This window comes from Streptomyces sp. NBC_00483, assembly GCF_036013745.1.
GTDB lineage: Bacteria > Actinomycetota > Actinomycetes > Streptomycetales > Streptomycetaceae > Streptomyces.
The window spans coordinates 8,850,082-8,869,150 of the sequence record NZ_CP107880.1; the positions used below are offsets into that span (position 1 = coordinate 8,850,082).

General features: G+C 69.7%; 15 protein-coding genes and 2 pseudogenes. 8 read left to right on the plus strand and 9 right to left on the minus strand.

Annotated elements, in window-relative coordinates; translation table 11 throughout:
* The first annotated feature begins 4 nt into the window (after positions 1–4).
* Together OHA73_RS39575 and OHA73_RS39580 are read left to right on the plus strand one after the other, a co-directional pair.
* The gene (locus OHA73_RS39575) at positions 5–739 is read left to right on the plus strand and encodes an NADPH-dependent F420 reductase (RefSeq protein ID WP_327657589.1); all 735 of its coding nucleotides are present in this window, start codon (positions 5–7) and stop codon (positions 737–739) included.
* A 35-nt stretch (positions 740–774) separates the two neighbouring features.
* A complete protein-coding gene (locus OHA73_RS39580; RefSeq protein WP_327657590.1) occupies positions 775–1,482 on the plus strand; it encodes a nitroreductase in 708 nt (235 codons plus the stop codon).
* Positions 1,483–1,557: 75 nt separating this feature from the next.
* On the opposite strand, the gene OHA73_RS39585 is transcribed toward OHA73_RS39580, so the two are convergent.
* Complete coding sequence (locus OHA73_RS39585) at positions 1,558–3,132, minus strand: MFS transporter (protein WP_327657591.1); 1,575 nt, start codon at positions 3,130–3,132, stop codon at positions 1,558–1,560.
* Between the two features lie 213 nt (positions 3,133–3,345).
* Here OHA73_RS39585 and OHA73_RS39590 point away from each other — a divergent pair.
* Positions 3,346–4,334, plus strand: a pseudogene (locus OHA73_RS39590) (Lrp/AsnC family transcriptional regulator).
* A 76-nt stretch (positions 4,335–4,410) separates the two neighbouring features.
* Here OHA73_RS39590 and OHA73_RS39595 read toward each other — a convergent pair.
* The 4 genes from OHA73_RS39595 to OHA73_RS39610 form a co-directional block, all read right to left on the minus strand.
* On the minus strand, positions 4,411–5,397 hold the full coding sequence (locus tag OHA73_RS39595) for an aldo/keto reductase (protein WP_327657592.1): 987 nt from the start codon (positions 5,395–5,397) through the stop codon (positions 4,411–4,413).
* A 336-nt stretch (positions 5,398–5,733) separates the two neighbouring features.
* Positions 5,734–6,738, minus strand: a complete 1,005-nt coding sequence (locus OHA73_RS39600) for an NADP-dependent oxidoreductase (protein WP_327657593.1) — start codon at positions 6,736–6,738, stop codon at positions 5,734–5,736.
* Positions 6,739–6,882: 144 nt separating this feature from the next.
* Entirely contained in the window at positions 6,883–7,938 is a 1,056-nt protein-coding gene (locus tag OHA73_RS39605) for an aldo/keto reductase (protein ID WP_327657594.1), read from the minus strand.
* A gap of 88 nt (positions 7,939–8,026) precedes the next feature.
* Positions 8,027–8,737, minus strand: a complete 711-nt coding sequence (locus OHA73_RS39610; protein WP_327657595.1) for an SDR family oxidoreductase — start codon at positions 8,735–8,737, stop codon at positions 8,027–8,029.
* 162 nt (positions 8,738–8,899) lie between these two features.
* On the opposite strand from OHA73_RS39610, the gene OHA73_RS39615 reads away from it, so the two are divergent.
* Positions 8,900–9,460, plus strand: coding sequence for a TetR/AcrR family transcriptional regulator (locus tag OHA73_RS39615; protein ID WP_327657596.1), 561 nt, complete (start codon positions 8,900–8,902; stop codon positions 9,458–9,460).
* 544 nt (positions 9,461–10,004) lie between these two features.
* Here OHA73_RS39615 and OHA73_RS39625 read toward each other — a convergent pair.
* On the minus strand, positions 10,005–11,204 hold the full coding sequence (locus tag OHA73_RS39625) for a LacI family DNA-binding transcriptional regulator (RefSeq protein ID WP_327657597.1): 1,200 nt from the start codon (positions 11,202–11,204) through the stop codon (positions 10,005–10,007).
* Between the two features lie 388 nt (positions 11,205–11,592).
* Here OHA73_RS39625 and OHA73_RS39630 point away from each other — a divergent pair, with 388 nt between their 5' ends.
* From OHA73_RS39630 to OHA73_RS39645, 4 genes are all read left to right on the plus strand, one after another.
* Positions 11,593–12,903 carry an extracellular solute-binding protein gene (locus OHA73_RS39630; protein ID WP_267067918.1) on the plus strand — a complete coding sequence of 437 codons (1,311 nt, stop codon included), beginning with the start codon at positions 11,593–11,595 and terminating at the stop codon, positions 12,901–12,903.
* Between the two features lie 90 nt (positions 12,904–12,993).
* Positions 12,994–13,995 (plus strand): carbohydrate ABC transporter permease, encoded by a 1,002-nt coding sequence (locus tag OHA73_RS39635; protein ID WP_443063175.1) that lies wholly within the window; start codon positions 12,994–12,996, stop codon positions 13,993–13,995.
* A 16-nt stretch (positions 13,996–14,011) separates the two neighbouring features.
* Positions 14,012–14,932 carry a carbohydrate ABC transporter permease gene (locus tag OHA73_RS39640; RefSeq protein ID WP_266723524.1) on the plus strand — a complete coding sequence of 307 codons (921 nt, stop codon included), beginning with the start codon at positions 14,012–14,014 and terminating at the stop codon, positions 14,930–14,932.
* Positions 14,933–15,013: 81 nt separating this feature from the next.
* Positions 15,014–16,411, plus strand: a complete 1,398-nt coding sequence (locus OHA73_RS39645; protein WP_267067917.1) for a GH1 family beta-glucosidase — start codon at positions 15,014–15,016, stop codon at positions 16,409–16,411.
* A gap of 22 nt (positions 16,412–16,433) precedes the next feature.
* Here OHA73_RS39645 and OHA73_RS39650 read toward each other — a convergent pair.
* The 3 genes and pseudogenes from OHA73_RS39650 to OHA73_RS39660 all read right to left on the minus strand — a co-directional run.
* A pseudogene (locus OHA73_RS39650) lies at positions 16,434–17,618 on the minus strand (cation:dicarboxylate symporter family transporter); the annotation flags it as partial.
* A 15-nt stretch (positions 17,619–17,633) separates the two neighbouring features.
* Positions 17,634–17,777: a hypothetical protein gene (locus OHA73_RS39655; protein WP_327657598.1), complete on the minus strand. Its 144-nt coding sequence runs from the start codon at positions 17,775–17,777 to the stop codon at positions 17,634–17,636.
* 78 nt (positions 17,778–17,855) lie between these two features.
* On the minus strand, positions 17,856–19,022 hold the full coding sequence (locus tag OHA73_RS39660; protein WP_327657599.1) for a mandelate racemase/muconate lactonizing enzyme family protein: 1,167 nt from the start codon (positions 19,020–19,022) through the stop codon (positions 17,856–17,858).
* Positions 19,023–19,069: the final 47 nt, after the last annotated feature.

Here is a 19,069-nt window from a genome sequence, read left to right on the forward strand (position 1 = left end):
AATCGTGAAAATCACCGTTATTGGTGCCGGTGCCATCGGCGGAAATCTCGCCCGCAAGCTCAGCACGGCCGGCCATGACGTCCAGGTCGCGGTCGCCCGAGGTCCCGAAGCCGTCGCCGGGCACGTGTTGGAGACCGGGGCCCGCGCGGTGGCGCTCGACAGCGCCGTCCAGGGCAGGGACGCCATCATCCTGGCCATCCCCTTCGGCAAGGCCCCGGAACTGGCCGAGCTGTTCACCACCGTGCCCGCCGAGACGGTGGTCATCGACGCCTCCAACTACTACCCGCACCTCAGCGGACGGATCGAGGAGGTGGACAACGGCGAGATCGAGAGCGTGTGGATCGCCAAGCAGCTGGGGCGGCCCGTGGCCAAGGCGTGGAACGCAGCCCTCGCCGAGACCCAGCGGACCAAGGGCGTCCCGGCCGGAACCCCGGGCCGCATCGCCCTCCCGGTCGCCGCGGACTCCGACGAGGCCCGGCGGGTGGCCATGCGCCTCGTGGACGACACCGGCTTCGACCCCTTCGACGCAGGGCCGCTGGCCGACTCCTGGCGTCAGCAGCCGATGGGCCCCGCCTACTGCACCGAGTTGACCCTCGATCAGCTGCCGGAGGCGCTGGCCGCGGCCGACCGCGTCAAGGACACCCAGGTGCGCGACAGCGTGATGGAACGCTTCGCCGCCCTGCCGGCCGACCCCACCGTGGAGGACGTCGTCGAGATGAACCGCGCCGCCCACCCCTGATATCCGAAACCCAACTCCCCCCGAAGGGAACCACGTTGACCACCGTCACCCCGCTGCCCGCCTCGTACTTCAGTGATCTCGTACGCGCCAGGCACTCCTCCCGGCAGTTCCTGCCCACCTCGCTGCCCGCCGCAGACATCCGCAGCATCCTGGAAGACGCCCAGTCGGCACCCTCGAACAGCAACACCCAGCCGTGGCACGTCCACATCGTCTCCGGCGCGGCGCGCGACGCCCTGAGCAAGGAGCTCCTCGCGGCGTACGAAGAGGGCCGGACCTCCCTCGACTTCACCTCCGGCTACGGCGAAGGCATCTACCAGGAGCGCTCGCACCAGCACGCGGCCACCGTCTACGGAGCCCGCGGCGTGGAGCGCTCCGACCTCGAAGGCAGGAAGGAGGTCATCCGCGAGAACCTGCGGTTCTACGGAGCACCCCATGTCGCCCTGCTCTTCATGCCGGTGCTCGGCGACGGTGTCCGCGCCGCCGGTGACATAGGCATGTACGCACAGAACTTCCTGCTCTCGCTGACAGCGCGGGGCTACCACGGCATCCCCCAGGCCGTCCTCGGTGTCTACGCCGACACGGTTCGCCAGTCCCTTGGTGTCACCGATGACCTCAAGCTGCTGTTCGGCGTCTCCTTCGGGATCGGCGACAGGACCTCACCGATGCATGGCATCGACGTGGGCCGCATCCCGCTGCAGCAGAGCGTGGCCCTGCATGACACCCCCGGCGTCCTCGATGGGTAGTACGCAACCACCCATCAACCACCGATCGACCACCCATCAGCCACTCATCAACCACCCATCAACTGCCCATCAAGGTCACCGGGACGAGGCCGGGGCCGGGGCGGCGGCCGGGGTGTCTTCCCGGGGTGCTGGTGCGGCCGTCCGGTTCGGCGGTCGTACGAGGGCCAGGACGATCAGTCCGCCGAGGGCTGCCGCGCAGGCGGCGAGCAGGAAGACCGTGTCGAGCCCGGTGGCGAAGGCCTGATGCACCAGGTGCTGTGCCTCCGCGCTGTGGGCGGCGGGCACGGCCTGCACCAGGTGCTGCGCCTGTCCCGCGGCGAGGGCGGCGGCGGCCTGATCGGGGTCAGGGACGGCGCCGGACGCGGTGAGTGCGTCGGCCGTACGGCTGGTGAAGACCGCGCCGAGGACGGCGATGGCCAGGGTCATGCCCAACTGGCGGAAAGTGTTGACGGCCCCGCCGGCCATGCCCGCCTGTCGTGGCGGCACGGCGGACGTTGCGGCCGAGACCAGCACCGGGGTGGCCAGACCCACGCCGATCCCGGTGACCACGAGGCCCCAGACGAGCGAGGTGGCCCCTGCGTCGGCCGTCATCCCCGCGCGCAACAGCAGCATGCCGGCGGCGATGGACAGGAGCCCGAGGCCGATCGGCAGGCGTGGGGAGAGCCGCTGGATGTGGCGTCCGGCGCCGGCGGCGACGAGGAACGACGCGCCGGCCAGCGGGGTCAGGGCGAGGCCCGCCGCGACCGGCCCAAGGCCCAGCACGGACTGCAGCCACACGGAGAGCAGCACCAGACAGCCGAAGGCGCCGCCCTGCAGCAGCAGCGCACCGCTCATCAGGCCCGCGAACGACGGGCGTCGCAGCAGGGTCAGGTCGAGCATCGGGGCACCGCCGCGTCGTGCCGTGCGGTGCTCGATCAGTACGAACGCGGCCAGAGCCAGGACACTGACGGCGAAGGTCGCCAGGATCTCGCCCGAGGCCCAGCCCGCCTCAGGTCCACGGATGAGGCCGTACGTGAGCGTGGTGGCGGCGACGGTGAAAGCCGTCGCGCCGGGGACGTCGATACGGGCCGGTGCACCGTTGCCGGACGGCTTGCCCGACTGGTCGGCGCGCACCACCCGCAGTGTCATGGCGATGGCGACGGCCGCGATGGGCAGGTTGACCCAGAAGATCGCCTGCCAGCTGAGGTGCTCGGTGAGCAGACCGCCGAGAAGCGGTCCCGCGGCGGCGGCCGCGCCGTTCGCGGCGCCCCATATGCCGAAGGCCGTGCCGCGGTCCCTGCCCTGGTACGAGGAGATCAGCAGGGCGGGGGTCGTGGCGAACATGGCGGCGCCTCCGACGCCCTGCACCACGCGGGCGGCGATCAGTACCCCGGCGTCGGGGGCGAGGCCGCAGACCAGCGAGGCCAGGCCGAAGAGCCCCAGGCCGTAGACGTAGAACCGCCGGTGCCCGAACCGGTCCGCCACGGAACCGGATGCCAGGAGCAGGGCGGCGAGGGCCAGGGCGTATCCGTCGATCACCCATTGCAGCGAGGTGAAGGAGGCGTCGAGATCGTCGGCCATGCTCGGCAGGGCGACGTTCACGATGGTCACGTCCACCAGCAGGATGAAGGCGCCGAGGCAGACGGCCAGCAGGGGCCACCACTTGCGCATGTCGTTTCTCCATTCGGATCGTGCGTGCTGTCGGAGGAGAGAGCCGGCCGGTGAATGCACGTATGTCACGCACGTATGTCACGCATGTGTGGCACGCACGTGTGTCACGCACGCATGTCCCCGGCGTCGTCCCTTCGACTGATCCTGGAACCCCCTCGGGCAATTCAATGAGCCAGAGATGCCCTGATGCTCAGATCCGACACAATGGAATCCATGAAGACGTATCTCGACACATCTGACGAAGCCGACCGTGAGCTGTCGGTCGAGGAGATGGCGCTCGCGCACGCCCTTCAGGTCAACGGACGGGCCTCGTTCAAGGAGATCGGCGAGGCCCTGGGGGTGTCCGACCAGACCGCGGCGCGCCGCTGGTCCCGCCTGCGGTCCGCCGGAAAGCTCAGGGTTCTGGGGCTGACCGATCCGATGCGGCTCGGCGACTCCTCGTGGGTCGTACGCATCCGGTGCACACCTGACGCGGCGGCCTCCATCGGGGAGGCACTGGCGCGGCGTCCGGACACGACGTGGGTCAGCCTCAGCTCCGGCGGCACCGAACTCGTCTGCTCGGTGCGAACCCGGGGACCGGGGCTGCGGGAGCCGCTGCTACTGCAGAAACTGCCGCGCACACCCCAGGTGATGGACGTGTCCGCGCACTGCCTGCTGCACGTCTGATCGGGCCACTGACACCCGCGCAGGTCGCGGCCCTCACGCCACCCTCCGTGCCGCAGCGCGCCACGGACGCGGCCCCCGCGGTGACCCTGGACGACGGCGACCGCCATCTGCTCGACCTGCTGGCCCGGGACGGCAGGGCGGCGCCGGGGGAGCTGGCTGCCGCGACGGGCCTGTCGCAGTCGACGGTGCGCCGCCGGATCACCGAGCTCAGGACGGCCGGAGTCCTCTACTTCGACGTCGAGTACCGCCTGGACGTTCTCCAGCGGAACTTCCGGGCGGCGCTGTGGCTGGAGATCGATCCGGCCCGCCTCGCCGAGGCGGGCGAGGCGTTGGCCACCCACCCTGAAGTGCCCTTCGCCGCCGCGGTGACGGGCACGGCCAACCTGTACGCCAGCGTGGACGCCACGAGCGCGCAGCACTTCTACCGCTACCTGACCGGGCCGGTGGCCACCTTGCCCGGTCTACGTCACACGACGACCGCCCCCGTCCACCGCACCTTGAAGGGCCCCGGCCCCTACCTCCCGGCTGCGGGATGAGCCCGTAAGGGCTGCGCCGCCCTGCCCTGGGCGGCGGTGGCGCCAGCCGTCATCCGTGAGGCCGACCGCCACCGCCTCACCTGTTGACGAAGCCCATGTGCGCGGCGTTGTAGCGGTCGCCGTGCACACCGACCCGGTCCGCCAGGGCGTCGAGGTCGGCGATCTCGTCGGCGGAGAGCGGGACTTGGGTCGCGGCGGCGTTCTCCTCGAGGCGTGCGGTGCGGCGCGTGCCGGGGATGGGGACGATCCACGGCTGCTTGACCAGGAGCCAGGCCAGGGCGATCTGGCCGGGGGAGGCGTTCTTGGTCTTGGCGAGGGTGGCGACGTGGTCGACGAGCGACTGGTTGGCGGCGAGGTTGTTCTGGTCGAAGCGCGGCACCCTGGACCGGATGTCGCCTTCGGTGAACGTGGTCGTGGTGTCGACGGTGCCGGTGAGGAAGCCCTTGCCGAGCGGGCTGAACGGTACGAAGCCGATGCCGAGTTCGGCGAGGGTGGGCAGGACCTCGGGTTCGGGGTCGCGGGTCCACAGCGAGTATTCGCTCTGCACGGCGGTCACGGGGTGCACGGCGTGCGCCCTGCGGATCGTGCCGGCCGCCGCCTCGGAGAGGCCGAAGTGGCGTACCTTGCCCGCCTGTACGAGTTCGGCGACCGTGTCGGCGACGTCCTCGATCGGGACGTCGGGGTCGACGCGGTGCTGGTAGAAGAGGTCGATGGTGTCGGTGCGCAGGCGGCGCAGCGAGGCGTCGGCGACGCGCCTGATCTGTTCGGGGCGGCTGTTGAGCCCGTTCATCGCGCCGTTGTCGATGTTCCAGCCGAACTTGGTGGCGAGGACGACCTGTTCGCGCACCGGGGCGAGTGCCTCGCCCACCAACTCCTCGTTGACGTAGGGGCCGTAGACCTCGGCGGTGTCGAAGAAGGTGACGCCGCGGTCGACGGCGCCGCGGAGTACGCCGATCATGTCCGCGCGGTCGCCGGGGTTGGGGCCGTAGCTCTGGGACATGCCCATGCAGCCCAGACCGATCGCCGAGACCTCGAGGCCCTGGCCGAGTGTGCGGGTGTGCATCGTGGTGCTCCTTGTCGGGTGACGTCGAGCGTGAGGTGACGCCGGGAACCTCCGGACGTCGCTCGCTGTACTCACGTGTTCCAGGCTAGATCGGACGGACGGTATGAGGGGGGCCCTGTTGGTACCTGGAACGGGAGTGCCCCCACTCGCGGGGCGCGGTCGCTGAACTCGCCCCTGGAGTACGTCAGTTGTCGGGCGGCCCGGGCGCGGCCACGGCCCGGAGGAAGTTCTGGGTGAAGGTCTATCGACAGGGCGGGGGAGGGGTTTGGTGTGTGGGGGATGTGTCCGGTGCCGCGGGTGGCTCTCCGGCCACCCGGCCGGGCGGCTCTCGTGTTCTCAGGTCATGGAGACGACGACCTTGCCGGCCTTCGCGCGGCCCTTCTCGACGTACTCCATGGCCTGGAGGGTCTCGTCGAACGGGAAGACGTGGTCGACGACCGGGTGGATCTTCCCTGCGTCGATGAGAGGGGTGAGCGCGCGGAGTTGCTCGCCGCTGGCCCTCATGAACAGGAAGGAGTACGTCACTCCGAGGCGCTTGGCCTGGCGACGGGTCTTGAAGCTGAGCGCGGTCATGGCCAGGCGCAGGACCGGGTTCGCGCCGAGTTCGCGGGCGAAGGACGGGTCGGGCGGGCCCGCGACGGAGATGGCGGTGCCGCCGGGCTTGAGGATGCGCAGGGACTTGGCGAGGTTGTCGCCGCCGAGGCTGTCCAGGACGACGTCGTAGCCGTCGAGGAGGGTCTCGAAGTCCTGCGTGCGGTAGTCGATGACCTCGTCGGCGCCGAGTTCCTTGGCGAGGTCGACCTTGGCGGTGCTCACGGTGGTGGCCACATGTGCGCCGAGCGCCTTCGCGAGCTGGACGGCGAGGGAACCGAGGCCACCGGCGCCCGCGTGGACGAGGACCTTCTGGCCGGGCTTTACGTGTGCCCGCTCGACCAGAGCCTGCCAGGCGGTGAGGGCGACCAGGGGGAGGGAGGCGGCCTCGGCCATGGTGAGGGTGGCGGGCTTGGGTGCCAGGTCGTCCTTGTGGACGGCGATGAGCTCGGCGAAGGTGCCGATGCGGTCCTTGTCGGGGCGGGCGTATACGTCATCGCCGACCGCGAACTCGCTGACTCCGGAGCCTACTTGGACGACCGTCCCGGCGAGGTCGTTGCCCAGGACGAGGGGGAGTCGGTAGGGCAGGAACGCCTTGAAGTCGCCGTTGCGGATCCTCGTGTCGAGCGGGTTGACGCCCGCCGCGTGGATCTTGACCAGGACGTCGTCGGCGCCGACGACGGGGTCGGGGACCTCGGCGGCACGCATGCCGCCCGCGTCGCCGTACTTCTCGACCCTGAAGGCCTTCATCGCCGTCTCCCTTTCTGTTCCCGTCCGTGCGAGGCCGGGGTTTCCGTTCGTCCCGTCACGGGTGTCCGTCGGTACGAGGCAGTCTGTGGTGCGTTCGTCGTTCGCGCGCGGCCCGGAGGCGCGGCCGGGGTCATCGCTGGTGGCTCAGGCCACCGGCGTGGCGGGGGCGATGACGTGGTCGGAGGCGCCGCCCTGGAGGCGGTCCAGCGAGCCGGCGATCCCCTCGTGGGGTACGCCGAGCTGCACCGCGCTGACCTCGGTGAGCCGGGCGTACTGCTCGTCGGTCAGCCGGACGTCGAGGGCGCCGAGGTAGCTGTCGAGCTGGGCGAGGCTGCGCGGGCCGATGATCGGGACGAGCGTGGCCACCGAGCGGGCCGCGCGCTCGCGCACCCAGGCCACCGCCACCTGGGCGGGTGTCACGCCGGTCTCCTCGGCGACGGCCAGGACGGTGTCGACGACGGCGGTCTTCTGACCGGTGTCCTCGGTGTGGATGACCATGCCCAGGTCGCTCAGACGACCGTCGGCGGAGGTGCGGTACTTGCCGGTGAGGAGTCCGCCGCCGAGCGGGGACCACAGGGCGGCGCCGAGCCCGAGGCTCTCGGCCATCGGCAGCAGCTCGCGGTCGGCGGTGCGCTCGACGAGGCTGTACTCGTGCTGGATCCCGATGATCGGGGCCTGGTTCCTGAGGTCTGCGAGGGTCACCGCGCGCGAGACGCGCCAGGCCGGGAAGTTGGACAGCGCGGCGTGGTGGATCTTGCCGGCGCTGACCAGGTCGTCGAGTCCGCGCAGGAGCTCTTCCATCGGCGTGAGCTCGTCGGGGAAGTGCACCCACAGCAGGTCGATGTGGTCGGTGCCCAGGCGCTTCAGGCTGGACTCCACCGAGGCGACCATGTTCTTGCGGCTGTTGCCCGTCTTGGAGATGTCCGGCTGCGGGGCGGCGCCGAGGGTGAACTTGGTGGCCAGGACGAAGTGGTCGCGGTCGGCCGAGATCAGCTTTCCGGTCAGCTCCTCCGACTCGCCGAACTGGTAGCCGTCCGCGCTGTCGAGGAAGGTGCCGCCGGCCTCGGCGAACCGGTCGAAGATCCGGCGGGCCTCGTCGGGTTCGGCCCCGGCACCCCAGCCGGTGCCGAAGTTCGCGGTGCCGAGCGCGTACTCGGACACGCGCAGTCCGGTCCGGTGGCCGAAGGTCGTGTAGCGCATGAGATGTCCTTGCGTAGGGGGATCGCGAGCGAGGGGGAGGAGAGCGTTTCGGGAGCGCCCCGGAAGACTGAGGAGCGCCCCGGAAGGCTCAGGCGGCGTTCGGCTGCGTCTGCGTCTGCGTCTGCGGCGTGATGGCCAGGCCCTGCTTGACCTGTCGGGTCAACTCATCGGCGAGGATCTCGGGCAGGCCCGCCTCGATGCCGTCGAGGGCCTGGGCGGCGACGTCGGAGGCGGAGACCTTCTGGTCGGCGGGGACCTCGGCGGCCATGTCGGTGTCCATGTATCCGACGTGCAGCGCGGAGACGGTGATGCCGCGCGGCGCCAGTTCCTCGCGGCTCGCGCCGCTCAGCGCCCAGGCGGCGGCCTTGGACGCGGCGTAGGAGCCGAGGCCTGCCGGGTGGTACCAGGACAGGACGGACAGGACATTGAGCACGGCGCCGCCGCCGTTGCCCTCGATCACGGGGGCGAAGGCGCGGGTCGCGGCGAGCGGCCCGAAGAAGTTGGTGTCCATCTCCCGGCGCACCTCGTCCAGGTCGCCGCCGACCAGCGTGGCGCCGGTGGAGATGCCCGCGTTGTTGATCAGCAGCGTCGCGTCGGAGGCGGTGCGGGCGGCCTCCCGGATCGACTCCCCGTCCGTGACGTCCAGGCGCAGCGGCGTGACACCCGGCAGGTCGACCGTCTCGGGGCGGCGGGCCGCCGCGTAGACCTTCGCGCCGCGCTCCACGAGCTGGGCGGCGAGGTGCCGGCCGAGACCCCGGTTGGCGCCGGTGACGACCGCGACCGTGTTCTTGAGCTCCATGTCTGATCCTGCTCCCGGTAGTGGCGGGCGCCGTCCGGGCACCCCCATCCATCAGATTTAGATTACGATGACAATCTAAACACTGGACTACGATAGATGCCAGTCGACATCCAAACCGGGTTCGCGGAACCGGGTTCACGTAGGAGCACGCAGGAGGTGGCCATGGGCCGCGTATCGCAGGCGCAGGCGGAGGAGAACCGCAGGCGGGTCGTGGACACCGCCTCCCGGCTGTTCAGGGAGCAGGGCACGCAGGTCAGCGTCGCCGACCTGATGAAGGCGGCCGGTCTGACCCACGGCGCGTTCTACAAGCAGTTCGCTTCCAAGGAGGCGCTCGTCGACGAGGCCACCGCCCACGCGATCGACGGACTCGCCCAGCGGTACGTCGCCGGGCTCGAGCAGTACGAGGGCCGGCGCGACGACGCCCAGCGCACGCTGATCGACACCTACCTCTCCGTCGAACACCGCGACAACATGGCGGACGGCTGCCCCGTCGCCGCGCTCGCCACCGACATCGCCCGCACCCCCGACGACCAGGAGGCCCGCCGCGTCTACGCCGACGGGGTGGCCGACTTCGCCGACTTCCTCGCCGATGACGACCAGGACGGCCTCGCCCGCCTGAGCACCCTGTTCGGCGCGCTCGTCCTGTCCCGCGCCACCAAGGGCTCACCGCTGTCGGAGCAGATCCTGGCCGCCGCGCACGCGGCCCTGACGGAAGCGGACTGATCGGCGGAGTGTTGACGCCCGCCACGGCAGAGGCCGGTGTCAGGTTTCCTCGAAGTGTGGGGCCGTCCCGTGGGAGGGCGTGCTGGTGGCCGGCCAGGAACGGGCCGGGTCGGCCGTGTGTGTGGTGTCGACCGTGAGGCGGAGCCTGGTTCCTCCGCCGGGCTCTGGGTAGCTGCGCTGCTCGCCACCGGCGAAGCAATGACGGAGAACGTCCGCCACCGCCCGGGCGGCATCCGATGGGGCGGCTACGATGCGGACTTCGGCGTGACCCGGCGTCGGCAGGGTCTCTGAGCCGTTGGGCCAAGGCTGAACACCGTGCTGGTCAGATCACCCGGGGCGACGAGGACTACTTCGCGCTCATGGGGTGCCACCCGGCACACCCGCAGACGCCGCCCGCACGGCCATGACTCACGCCGTCAGGGCCGACAACATCACCGAGGCCACCGAGATACTCATCGCCGCGCTTCCTGCGGCCAACAGCGAAGCCGAGAAGTCGGATTGGCGCAGTAGCCCTGCACCGTCCAAGCCTGGGCAGCCACCCCCGCTACGACGACTCCCGCACCACCAACTCCGTATCCAGCACAAGCCTCGTGCGCGCAACCGCCGGGTTCCCGATCTCGCGGAGGAGGGTGCGGGCGATCGTGGCGCCGATCTCCTCCGTGGGCTGGCGGACCGTCGTGAGCGGTGGGTTGGTGTGGCGGGCGAGGTAGGAGTCCTCGAATCCGACGACCGAGACATCCTCCGGCACGCGGCGACCCTGGGCGCGCAGTTCGAGGAGGGTGCCCGCGGCCATCAGGTCGGAGGCGGCGAACACGGCGTCCAGGTCCGGAGCACGTTCAAGTAGCGAACGCATCGCCGCGCGCGCTCCTTCCTCGGTGAAGTCGCCGACCTCGACCAGGTGTTCCTCAGCCGGGATGCCCGCCTGGACGAGTGCTTCCTGGCAGCCGCGCAACCGGCTGCGGCCGACCTCCATGTCCTGGGGGCCCGCGACAGTGGCGATCCGGCGCCGCCCGCGGTCCAGGAGGTGGCGCACGGCGGTGGCGGCCCCGCCCCGGTTGTCGGCGCAGACGTAACTGAGCGGGTCGTCCTCCCGGCGGCGGCCCGCGAGGACGGTTGGCAGCCCGGCCGATTCCAACAGGCCCGGCAGGACGTCGTGTTCGTGTATCGAGACCAACAGCACGCCGTCTACCCGGCGTTCGGCGACAGACTGGGTGAGCTGGTCGCGTTCGGCCTGGTCGCGGACGAGCGTCAGCTGGAGCTGGGTGCGCGTGTCGGCGAGCGCGGCGCTCACCCCGCGGATCACCGCCGAGAAGTAGGGCTCCGAGCCGAGCCGGCTCTCGGACTCGGGGATGACCAGGGCGACGGCGTTGGTACGGCTGGTGACCAGTCCGCGGGCCACCGAATTGGGGACGTAGCCCAGTTCCGCGATGGCGTTGAGGACGGCCTCCCGCGCCTTCTCGCTGACCAGCTCCGAGCCGTTCACCACACGGGAGACGGTGGTGCGCCCGACGCCGGCCCGCGCCGCCACGGTCTTGATGGTCGGCCGGGCGCCCGCCCCGCTCTGCTCGCGGTCCCGGCGTGCGGCCGGTTCTCGGGGTGTGTCCTGTTCTTGGCGTGCGGCCGGCTCCCGGCTGTCGGTCTGCGGATCGCTTCCGATGCGCAGACCCCGGCCCTCGCCTCGACCGCCGGCCCGGCCCCCGTCCCGCTCCCCGCCCGCCACTTCTCGTGTCGTGTCGCCGCTCATCGTTCCGGATCCTCCAATTCCCCTTCAGGGCCGCCCTGTTGGGGGTTCGACCCTCCCGGCCCCCTCCCGGCCTGCGCATTCTGTCAGCTGCCACCCCGATTCTGCCCGCTCCGTGGCCCCTTTCCGGAAGCGTCCGTCGATAACGAGGTGGAAACGAGCTGGATTCGACTTCTTGACACGGGAGTTGTCGGGCCGCCAGTCTTCCTGAAACTCAGTGGGTACGTTCCCACCAACTCACCAGCAGGCCGACCAGAGGCCGCGAATCCTGTCCGCGGCCCCCTGGAAAACCCGCTCTGAGCTGGGAACTTGATGATGCCTGCCGCGGGCGGCCGAGCTTCGGGCCGACTCGTGCCACCGGTGCGTCGGCGCCGTCTCATGGAGGACGTTCATGCTCAAGGTCGAGCGGAAACTGCGTACAAAAGTCACAGCTGTGCTGGCCTGTACGGCGGCGAGCGCCCTGCTCGCGGGCTGCGGCGGAGGGGGCGCGAGCGCCACCGGCGGCGGCGTCGAGGACGGCAAGGTCACCATCACCATGGGCCTGTACGGCGTGATGGGCTTCAAGGAGACCGGCCTGATCGAGAAGTACGAGAAGGAGCACCCCAACGTCACCGTCAAGGCCGAGGCGGCCGGCGACGAGCAGACGTACTACACCGCCCTGCAGACCCACCTCGCCAGCGGATCCGGGCTCAAGGACGTCCAGGGCATCGAGGTGGCGCGGGCGAAGGAGATCACCGAGACGCAGGCCGACAAGTTCGCGGACTTCGCCGGCACCAAGAACATCAAGCACTTCCAGCCGTGGAAGCAGGGCCAGATCACCACGAAGGACGGCAAGGTCCTGGGCCTCGGCACGGACACCGGGCCGATGGCGGTCTGTTATCGCAAGGACCTGTTCGAGCAGGCAGGGCTGCCCACCGACCGCGAGAAGGTCGGCAAGCTGTGGGCGGGTGACTGGAAGAAGTACGTGGAGACCGGCGAGAAGTTCGCCAAGGGCAACAAGAACAAGAAGGTCTCGTACCTGGACTCGGCCTCCGGCCTGTTCAACGCCATGGTCTACGGCAACTCCGAGCAGTACTACGACAAGTCCGGTCAGTTGATCTACAAGACCAACCCGGCGATCAAGGAGGCCTGGGACCTGTCGACCGAGGCCGCCCAGAAGGACCTGACCGCCAAGTTGCCGCAGTTCCAGCCGGGTTGGGACCCGGGGCTCGCCAACGGCACGTTCGCCACCACCGTCTGCCCGGCCTGGATGCTCGCGCACATCAGCGACAAGGCCGGGGACGCCAACAAGGGCAAGTGGGACGTCGCCAAGGCCCCCAAGGGCGCCAACTGGGGTGGTTCCTTCCTCGGGGTCACCGAGAAGAGCCCGGTGAAGGACGAGGCCAAGAAGCTCGTGGCGTGGCTGACCGCGCCCGCGCAACAGGCCTATCTCTTCGAGAAGTTGGGCAACTTCCCGTCCTCGAAGACCGCACTCGAGGACCCGAAGGTGAAGGACGCCAAGTCGGAGTACTTCTCCGGCGCCCCGACCGGCCAGATCTTCGGAGCGGCGGCCAACGAGGTGCCCGCCGAGCAGGTGCTCGGCCGTAAGGACGGCACCATCAAGGACAACTTCCAGCAGGGTCTCCAGCTGGTCGAGAACGGCAAGTCCCCGGCCGAGGCCTGGAAGACCACCGACGAGCGCGTCAAGAAGGCCGTCGGCTGACGCGTACGGAACCGAGCGGGTGCGGTCGGAGTTCTGCCGGCCGCCCCGCCGCCGCATCGTGCACCTCGCCCGCCCGATGGAAGGATCCTGGTGGCCTCCTCCACCCAGCTCGGCTCGTCCGCCCAGCCGCCCCCGACACGTAACTCACCCGTGCAGCCGGGCCGTTCGGACAAGGCCCGTTCGAAGATCCCGTTCCTGCACCGCCTCGATGTGAAGGGTGCGCCATACGCGTTCGTCGCCCCCTTTTTCGTCATCTTCGCCGCGTTCAGCTTCTACCCGCTGATCTACACCGCCTGGATCTCCCTCCACCAGGTCGAGCTGTCCACCTTCGACGTCATGACGTGGCGGGGCCTGGGCAACTACACGGCACTGTTCACCGACGAGCGGTTCTGGAACGCGCTGCGCAACACCGTCACCATCGGAGTGATCTCCACCGTTCCACAGCTGCTCATGGCCCTCGGCCTGGCGCATCTGCTCAACTACAAGATGCGCGGATCGACCTTCTTCCGGGTCGCCGCCATCACCCCGTACGCCACTTCGGTCGGCGCCGCCGCGCTCGTCTTCACGATGCTCTTCCAGCGCGACTTCGGCATGATCAACTGGGGTCTCGGTCTGATCGGCATCGACCCGATCGACTGGGAGAACTCCACCGGTGCCTCCCAGACCGCCATCTCCGCGATCGTGATCTGGCGCTGGACCGGCTACAACGCCCTGCTCTACCTGGCCGCCATGCAGGCCGTGCCGCTGGAGCGCTACGAGGCCGCCGCCATCGACGGCGCCAACCGCTGGCAGCAGTTCCTCACCGTCACGGTCCCCGGCATCAAGGCGACGATCGTCTTCACCATCGTCCTGTCGACGATCGGAGCCACCCAGCTCTTCGGCGAGCCACTGATCTTCGGCCAGGGCCCCAACGGCGTCACCGGTGGCACCAACAACCAGTACCAGACGCTCGGCCTGCTGCTCTACGAAGAGGGCTGGAAGAACTACCAGATGGGCCGCGCGGCCACCGTGGCCTGGGCGATGTTCCTACTGCTCGTCCTCGTCTTCGTCCTGCAGCGCGCCATCTCGCGCCTGCGCAACCGCACGCACTGACCGGGGGAGTCACACCATGACCACCGACACCGCTCCGGTCCGCACCGGCGCCCGAGGCCGCGACGTCGTCCAGCGCCCCGCTCCCGCCCGCCGCAGGCGCCTGAGGCAGGGCGCGGGCAAACAGCACCACGCCGGGCCACTCACCTACGTCCTGCTCGGATTCACCGCCCTGGTCTCGCTCTTCCCGCTCTACTGGACGCTGGTCGCGGCCTCCAGCGACAGCGCCCGGATCTCGCGAACCCCGCCCCCGTTCCTGCCGGGACCGAACCTCTTCAGCAACCTCTCCCGGGCCTGGACCGAGGCCGCCATGGGCAAGGCGATGATGAACTCGCTGATCGTGGCCGGCGCCATCTCGCTGTCCACCGTGCTCTTCGCGACCCTCGCCGGATTCGCCTTCGCCAAGCTCCGCTTCAAGGGTCGCAACGCCCTCCTCATGGTCGTCATCGGCACCATGATGGTGCCGCCGCAACTGGGCGTGGTCCCGCTGTTCATGATGATGAGCGACCTCGGCTGGGGCCAGCAGCTGCCGTCGGTCATCTTCCCCACGCTGGTCAGCGCGGTCGGCGTGTTCTTCATGCGGCAGTACTTCGCCGAGGCACTGCCCGACGAGCTCGTCGAGGCGGGCCGGGTCGACGGCGCGCACTCACTGCGGATCTTCTGGTCCATCGTGCTCCCGATCGCCCGCGCCCCCATGGCCGTGATCTTCATGATCACGTTCGTGCACGCCTGGAACGACTTCTTCTGGCCGTTCATCGCCCTCGACATGACCAACCCGACCGTGCCCGTGGCCCTCACGCAGCTGAGCGCCGGCTACGTCCGCGACCAGTCCCTGATCATGGCGGGCGCGCTGCTCGGCACGCTGCCGCTGCTCGCGATGTTCGTGGTCTTCGGCCGGCAGATCGTCGGCGGCATCATGCAGGGCGCCGTCAAGGGCTGACCCGCTCCGTCGCCGCCCCCGCCTCTGCCCCCCCAACTCCCGTACGCCATCCTGCTGTTCGCTCTCCTCTGGAGGAGTCCCATGTCATCCGCGCTCACCTTCCCCACCGACTTCCTCTGGGGTACGGCGACCGCCTCGTACCAGATCGAGGGCGCAGCCCAGGAGGACGGCCGCACCCCGTCCATCTGGGACACCTACGCGCGCACCCCCGGCAAGGTCCTCAACGGCGACACCGGCGACATGGCCTGCGACCACTACCACCGCTGGGCCGAGGACGTCGACATCATGGCCGACCTCGGCGTCAAGGCGTACCGCTTCTCGCTCGCCTGGCCGCGCATCCAGCCGACAGGCCGCGGCCCGGCCCTGCAAAAGGGCCTCGACTTCTACCGACGCCTCGCCGACGCGCTGCGCGAGAAGGGCATCAAGCCGGTCGCCACGCTCTACCACTGGGACCTGCCACAGGAGTTGGAGGACCTGGGCGGCTGGCCGGCCCGTGAGACCGCCGAGCGTTTCGCCGAGTACGCGAGCCTCGCCGCCGAGGGCCTTGGTGACCACGTCGACACCTGGACCACCCTCAACGAGCCCTGGTGCAGCGCCTTCCTCGGCTACGCGTCCGGCGTGCACGCCCCCGGCCGCACCGACCCGGTCGCCGCCCTGCGCGCCGCCCACCACCTCAACCTGGGCCACGGCCTGGCCGTGCAGGCGCTTCGGTCACAACTGCGCCCGGCCGCCCAGGTATCGGTGACACTCAACGTGCATCACGTGCGCCCGCTGACCGACGCGCCCGGGGACACCGACGCCGCCCGGCGCATCGACGCGCTGGCCAACCGGGTCTTCACCGGCCCCATGCTGCGCGGCGAGTACCCCGAGGACCTGCTGAAGGACACCGCGCCGCTGACCGACTGGTCCTTCGTCCAGGACGGCGATCTGGCAGACATCCACCAGCCGTTGGACTTCCTGGGCGTCAACTACTACTCGCCGACCCTCGTCTCCGAGGGCGACCCGGCGCACGGCAGCGACGGCCACGGCGCCAGCGCGCACAGCCCCTGGGTGGGCGCGGACCGCGTCGCCTTCCACCCCACGCCCGGTGACAGGACCGCGATGGGCTGGACGATCGACGCCTCGGGCCTCGAGGAACTCCTGCTCCGCCTCGGCGGCGACCACCCCGGCCTGCCCATGGTGATCACCGAGAACGGCGCCGCGTTCCACGACTACGCGGACCCCGAGGGCAACGTCAACGACCCGGAACGCATCGCCTACGTCCGCGACCACCTGGCCGCCGTGCACCGCGCGATGTCCGCAGGCGCCGACGTCCGCGGCTACTTCCTGTGGTCGCTGCTGGACAACTTCGAGTGGGGCTACGGCTACAGCAAGCGCTTCGGCATGGTCCACGTCGACTACCCGACCGGCACCCGTACCCCCAAGGCCAGCGCCCACTGGTACGCGAAGGTGGCGGCGACGGGGACGCTGCCGGTGTGACGCGCCGCCCCTGCCGGGGAGATCAGCCGTCGGCACCGACCTTCGCGGTGTCGACGGTCGCGGGCGGCGAGGGAGGCGTCTTGCCGGGGTGGAGCACCGACCGGGCCCGCGCCGTGTCGAAGTCGTTCTCCCACTTGCCGATGACGATGGTGGCGACCGCGTTGCCGAGGACGTTGATGAAGACGCGGCCCTCGTTGAGGATGCGGTCGACGCCGACGATCAGGGAGAGGGCGGCCAGCGGGATGTGGCCGACCGCGGTGACCGTGCTGGCCAGGACGATGAACGCGCCGCCGGCGATGCCCGCGGTGCCCTTGCTCGTGAGCATCATGACGCCGACCATGACGAGTTGCTGCTGCCAGGACAGGTCGATGCCCATGGCCTGGGCGAGGAACATCGACGCCATCGTGAGGTAGACGGCCGAGCCGTCCAGGTTGAAGGAGAACCCGGAGGGGATGACGATGCCGACCACCGGGCGGCCGACGCCTAGGGTCTCCAACTTGCGTACCAGCTGCGGCAGTACGGCCTCGCTGGAGCAGGTGCTCAGCGCGACGAGGAGTTCGGTCTTGAGGAAGCGCATGAGGCCGAACAGGCTCAGCCGGCAGGCGCGCATGACGGCGCCGAGCACGACCAGGACGTAGACGACACACGTCGCGGTGAACAGCAGGATCAGGTACGCGAGTTGCTTGAGGCTCTCGGCGCCGTACGTGGCGACCACCATGGCCAGGGCGCCGAAGGTGCCCAGCGGGGCAAGGCGCATCACCCAGCCGACGATGCGGAACACCACGTCGGACAGGGCCTTGATGCCTCGGGTGAGTGGGACACCGTCCTCGCCGGCCATGTTGAGGGCCACGCCGAAGACGATGGAGACCATCAGCGCGGCCAGGATCGCGTCACCCGTGATCGCCCCGAGGAGCGAGGTGGGGATCAGTGACGAGATGAAGCCGGTGAAGGTGGCGTGCTCGGTGGCCGTCTCCGGTACGTCCTCGGCGCGCAGCGTGGAGGGATCGACGTGCAGCCCCGCACCGGGCTGGAAGACGTTGGCGACCACAAGGCCGATCAGCATCGACACCAGGGACAGCACCAGGAAGTAGCCGATCGCCTTCACACCGATCCTGCCGGCCTTGCGCAGGTTGTCCATGGAGGCGATGCCGGTGGTGACCACGCAGAAGACGACCGGGACCACGATCATCTTGACCAGAGCGATGAACCAGTCGTTGAGCGGCTAGAGTTCCTCGCCCACGCCCGGCGCGAACAGTCCCACGGCGATGCCGAGAACGGCGGCCAGGACGACCTGGAACCACAGCTCACGCAGCAGCCGGTTCATCCTGGAGCGTGGTGGGCGGTCGGTGACGGCGGTGGATGTCATCGTAGGTGCTCCCTTGCACGACGATCGTGTGTTGCCCTGTCCCGTTGGTGCCTCGAGATGTGATGTGCGGAGAACGGCTCAGCTGTGCAGGGCGCGCAGCACCTTGTGGAAGGCGGCCTTGCCCTCGAAGCCGATGCCGGGGATGTCGGTCAGGCCGACGCGGCTCTTCTCCACGACGACGTCGTCGGCGAAGCCGCCGGTGGGCTGGAACTCGCCCGGGTAGGACTCGTTGCCGCCGAGCTTGAGTGCGGCCGCGATGTGCAGCGAGAACTGGTGGCCGCCGTGCGGGACGCAGCGGCGCGAGGACCAGCCGTGCTGCTTCAACATGTCCTGGATGCGCAGGTATTCGGTCAGCCCGTAGGAGAGCGCCGGGTCGAACTGGAGGGTGTCGCGGTCGGGGCGCATGCCGCCGTAGCGGATCAGGTTGCGGGCGTCCTGGAGGGAGAAGAGGTTCTCGCCGGTGGCGATGGGGCCTGCGTAGTGCTCGGCGACGGTGGCGTTGAGGTGGTAGTCGAGCGGGTCGCCGATCTCCTCGTACCAGAACAGTCCGTACGGCTCGATGGCCCGCCCGTACTCGAGGGCGGTGGCCAGGTCGAAGCGGCCGTTGACGTCGACGGCGAGGCGGGATCCTTCGCCGTCCAGGACCTCGATGACGGCCTCGATGCGGCGCAGGTCCTCGGCGAGGTCGGCGCCGCCGATCTTCATCTTGACGACGTCGTAGCCCTGGTCGAGGAAGCCGCGCATCTCGGCCTGGAGGTCGGCCAGTGTCTTGCCGGGGGCGTAGTAGCCGCCCGCCGCGTAGACGAACACCGAGTCGTCGGGCTCGCCGTCGCCGTGCCGCTCGGACAGGTACCGGTACAGCGGCTGACCCGCGATCTTCGCGGCCAGGTCGAACAGGGCCATGTCCACGACGCCGACGGCGACCGAGCGCTCGCCGTGCCCGCCGGGCTTCTCGTTGCGCATCATCAGCTCCCACGCCCGGGCGGGATCCAGCTCGCCGGCCTCGTTCAGGAGGTCCCCGGGCTCCGCCGCCATCAGGCGCGGCAGGACCCGGCGGCGCAGGATCTCGCCCGCGCTGTAACGGCCGTTGGAGTTGAAGCCATAGCCCACCACCGGCTTCCCGTCGCGGATGACATCGCTCTCGATCGCGACGATCGAGCAGTCCATGGAGGAGAAGTCGATCCACGCGTTGCGGATCGAGGAGCTGATCGGGACGACGCCCTCGTACACGTTGGTGATCTTCACGGTGGCCTTCCTTGTAACTTATAAGATGTGACGGCTGTTAGAGTGGG

What these genes read in the sequence shown, in the direction of transcription:
- OHA73_RS39585 (WP_327657591.1), bottom strand. Translation starts at nt 3,132, where the DNA reads ATGCGCAAGTGGTGGCCCCTGCTGGCCGTCTGCCTCGGCGCCTTCATC.
- OHA73_RS39595 (WP_327657592.1), bottom strand. Translation starts at nt 5,397, where the DNA reads ATGCACACCCGCACACTCGGCCAGGGCCTCGAGGTCTCGGCGATCGGT.
- OHA73_RS39600 (WP_327657593.1), bottom strand. Translation starts at nt 6,738, where the DNA reads ATGAAGGCCTTCAGGGTCGAGAAGTACGGCGACGCGGGCGGCATGCGT.
- OHA73_RS39605 (WP_327657594.1), bottom strand. Translation starts at nt 7,938, where the DNA reads ATGCGCTACACGACCTTCGGCCACCGGACCGGACTGCGCGTGTCCGAG.
- OHA73_RS39610 (WP_327657595.1), bottom strand. Translation starts at nt 8,737, where the DNA reads ATGGAGCTCAAGAACACGGTCGCGGTCGTCACCGGCGCCAACCGGGGT.
- OHA73_RS39615 (WP_327657596.1), top strand. Translation starts at nt 8,900, where the DNA reads ATGGGCCGCGTATCGCAGGCGCAGGCGGAGGAGAACCGCAGGCGGGTC.
- OHA73_RS39625 (WP_327657597.1), bottom strand. Translation starts at nt 11,204, where the DNA reads ATGAGCGGCGACACGACACGAGAAGTGGCGGGCGGGGAGCGGGACGGG.
- OHA73_RS39630 (WP_267067918.1), top strand. Translation starts at nt 11,593, where the DNA reads ATGCTCAAGGTCGAGCGGAAACTGCGTACAAAAGTCACAGCTGTGCTG.
- OHA73_RS39640 (WP_266723524.1), top strand. Translation starts at nt 14,012, where the DNA reads ATGACCACCGACACCGCTCCGGTCCGCACCGGCGCCCGAGGCCGCGAC.
- OHA73_RS39645 (WP_267067917.1), top strand. Translation starts at nt 15,014, where the DNA reads ATGTCATCCGCGCTCACCTTCCCCACCGACTTCCTCTGGGGTACGGCG.
- OHA73_RS39655 (WP_327657598.1), bottom strand. Translation starts at nt 17,777, where the DNA reads ATGACATCCACCGCCGTCACCGACCGCCCACCACGCTCCAGGATGAAC.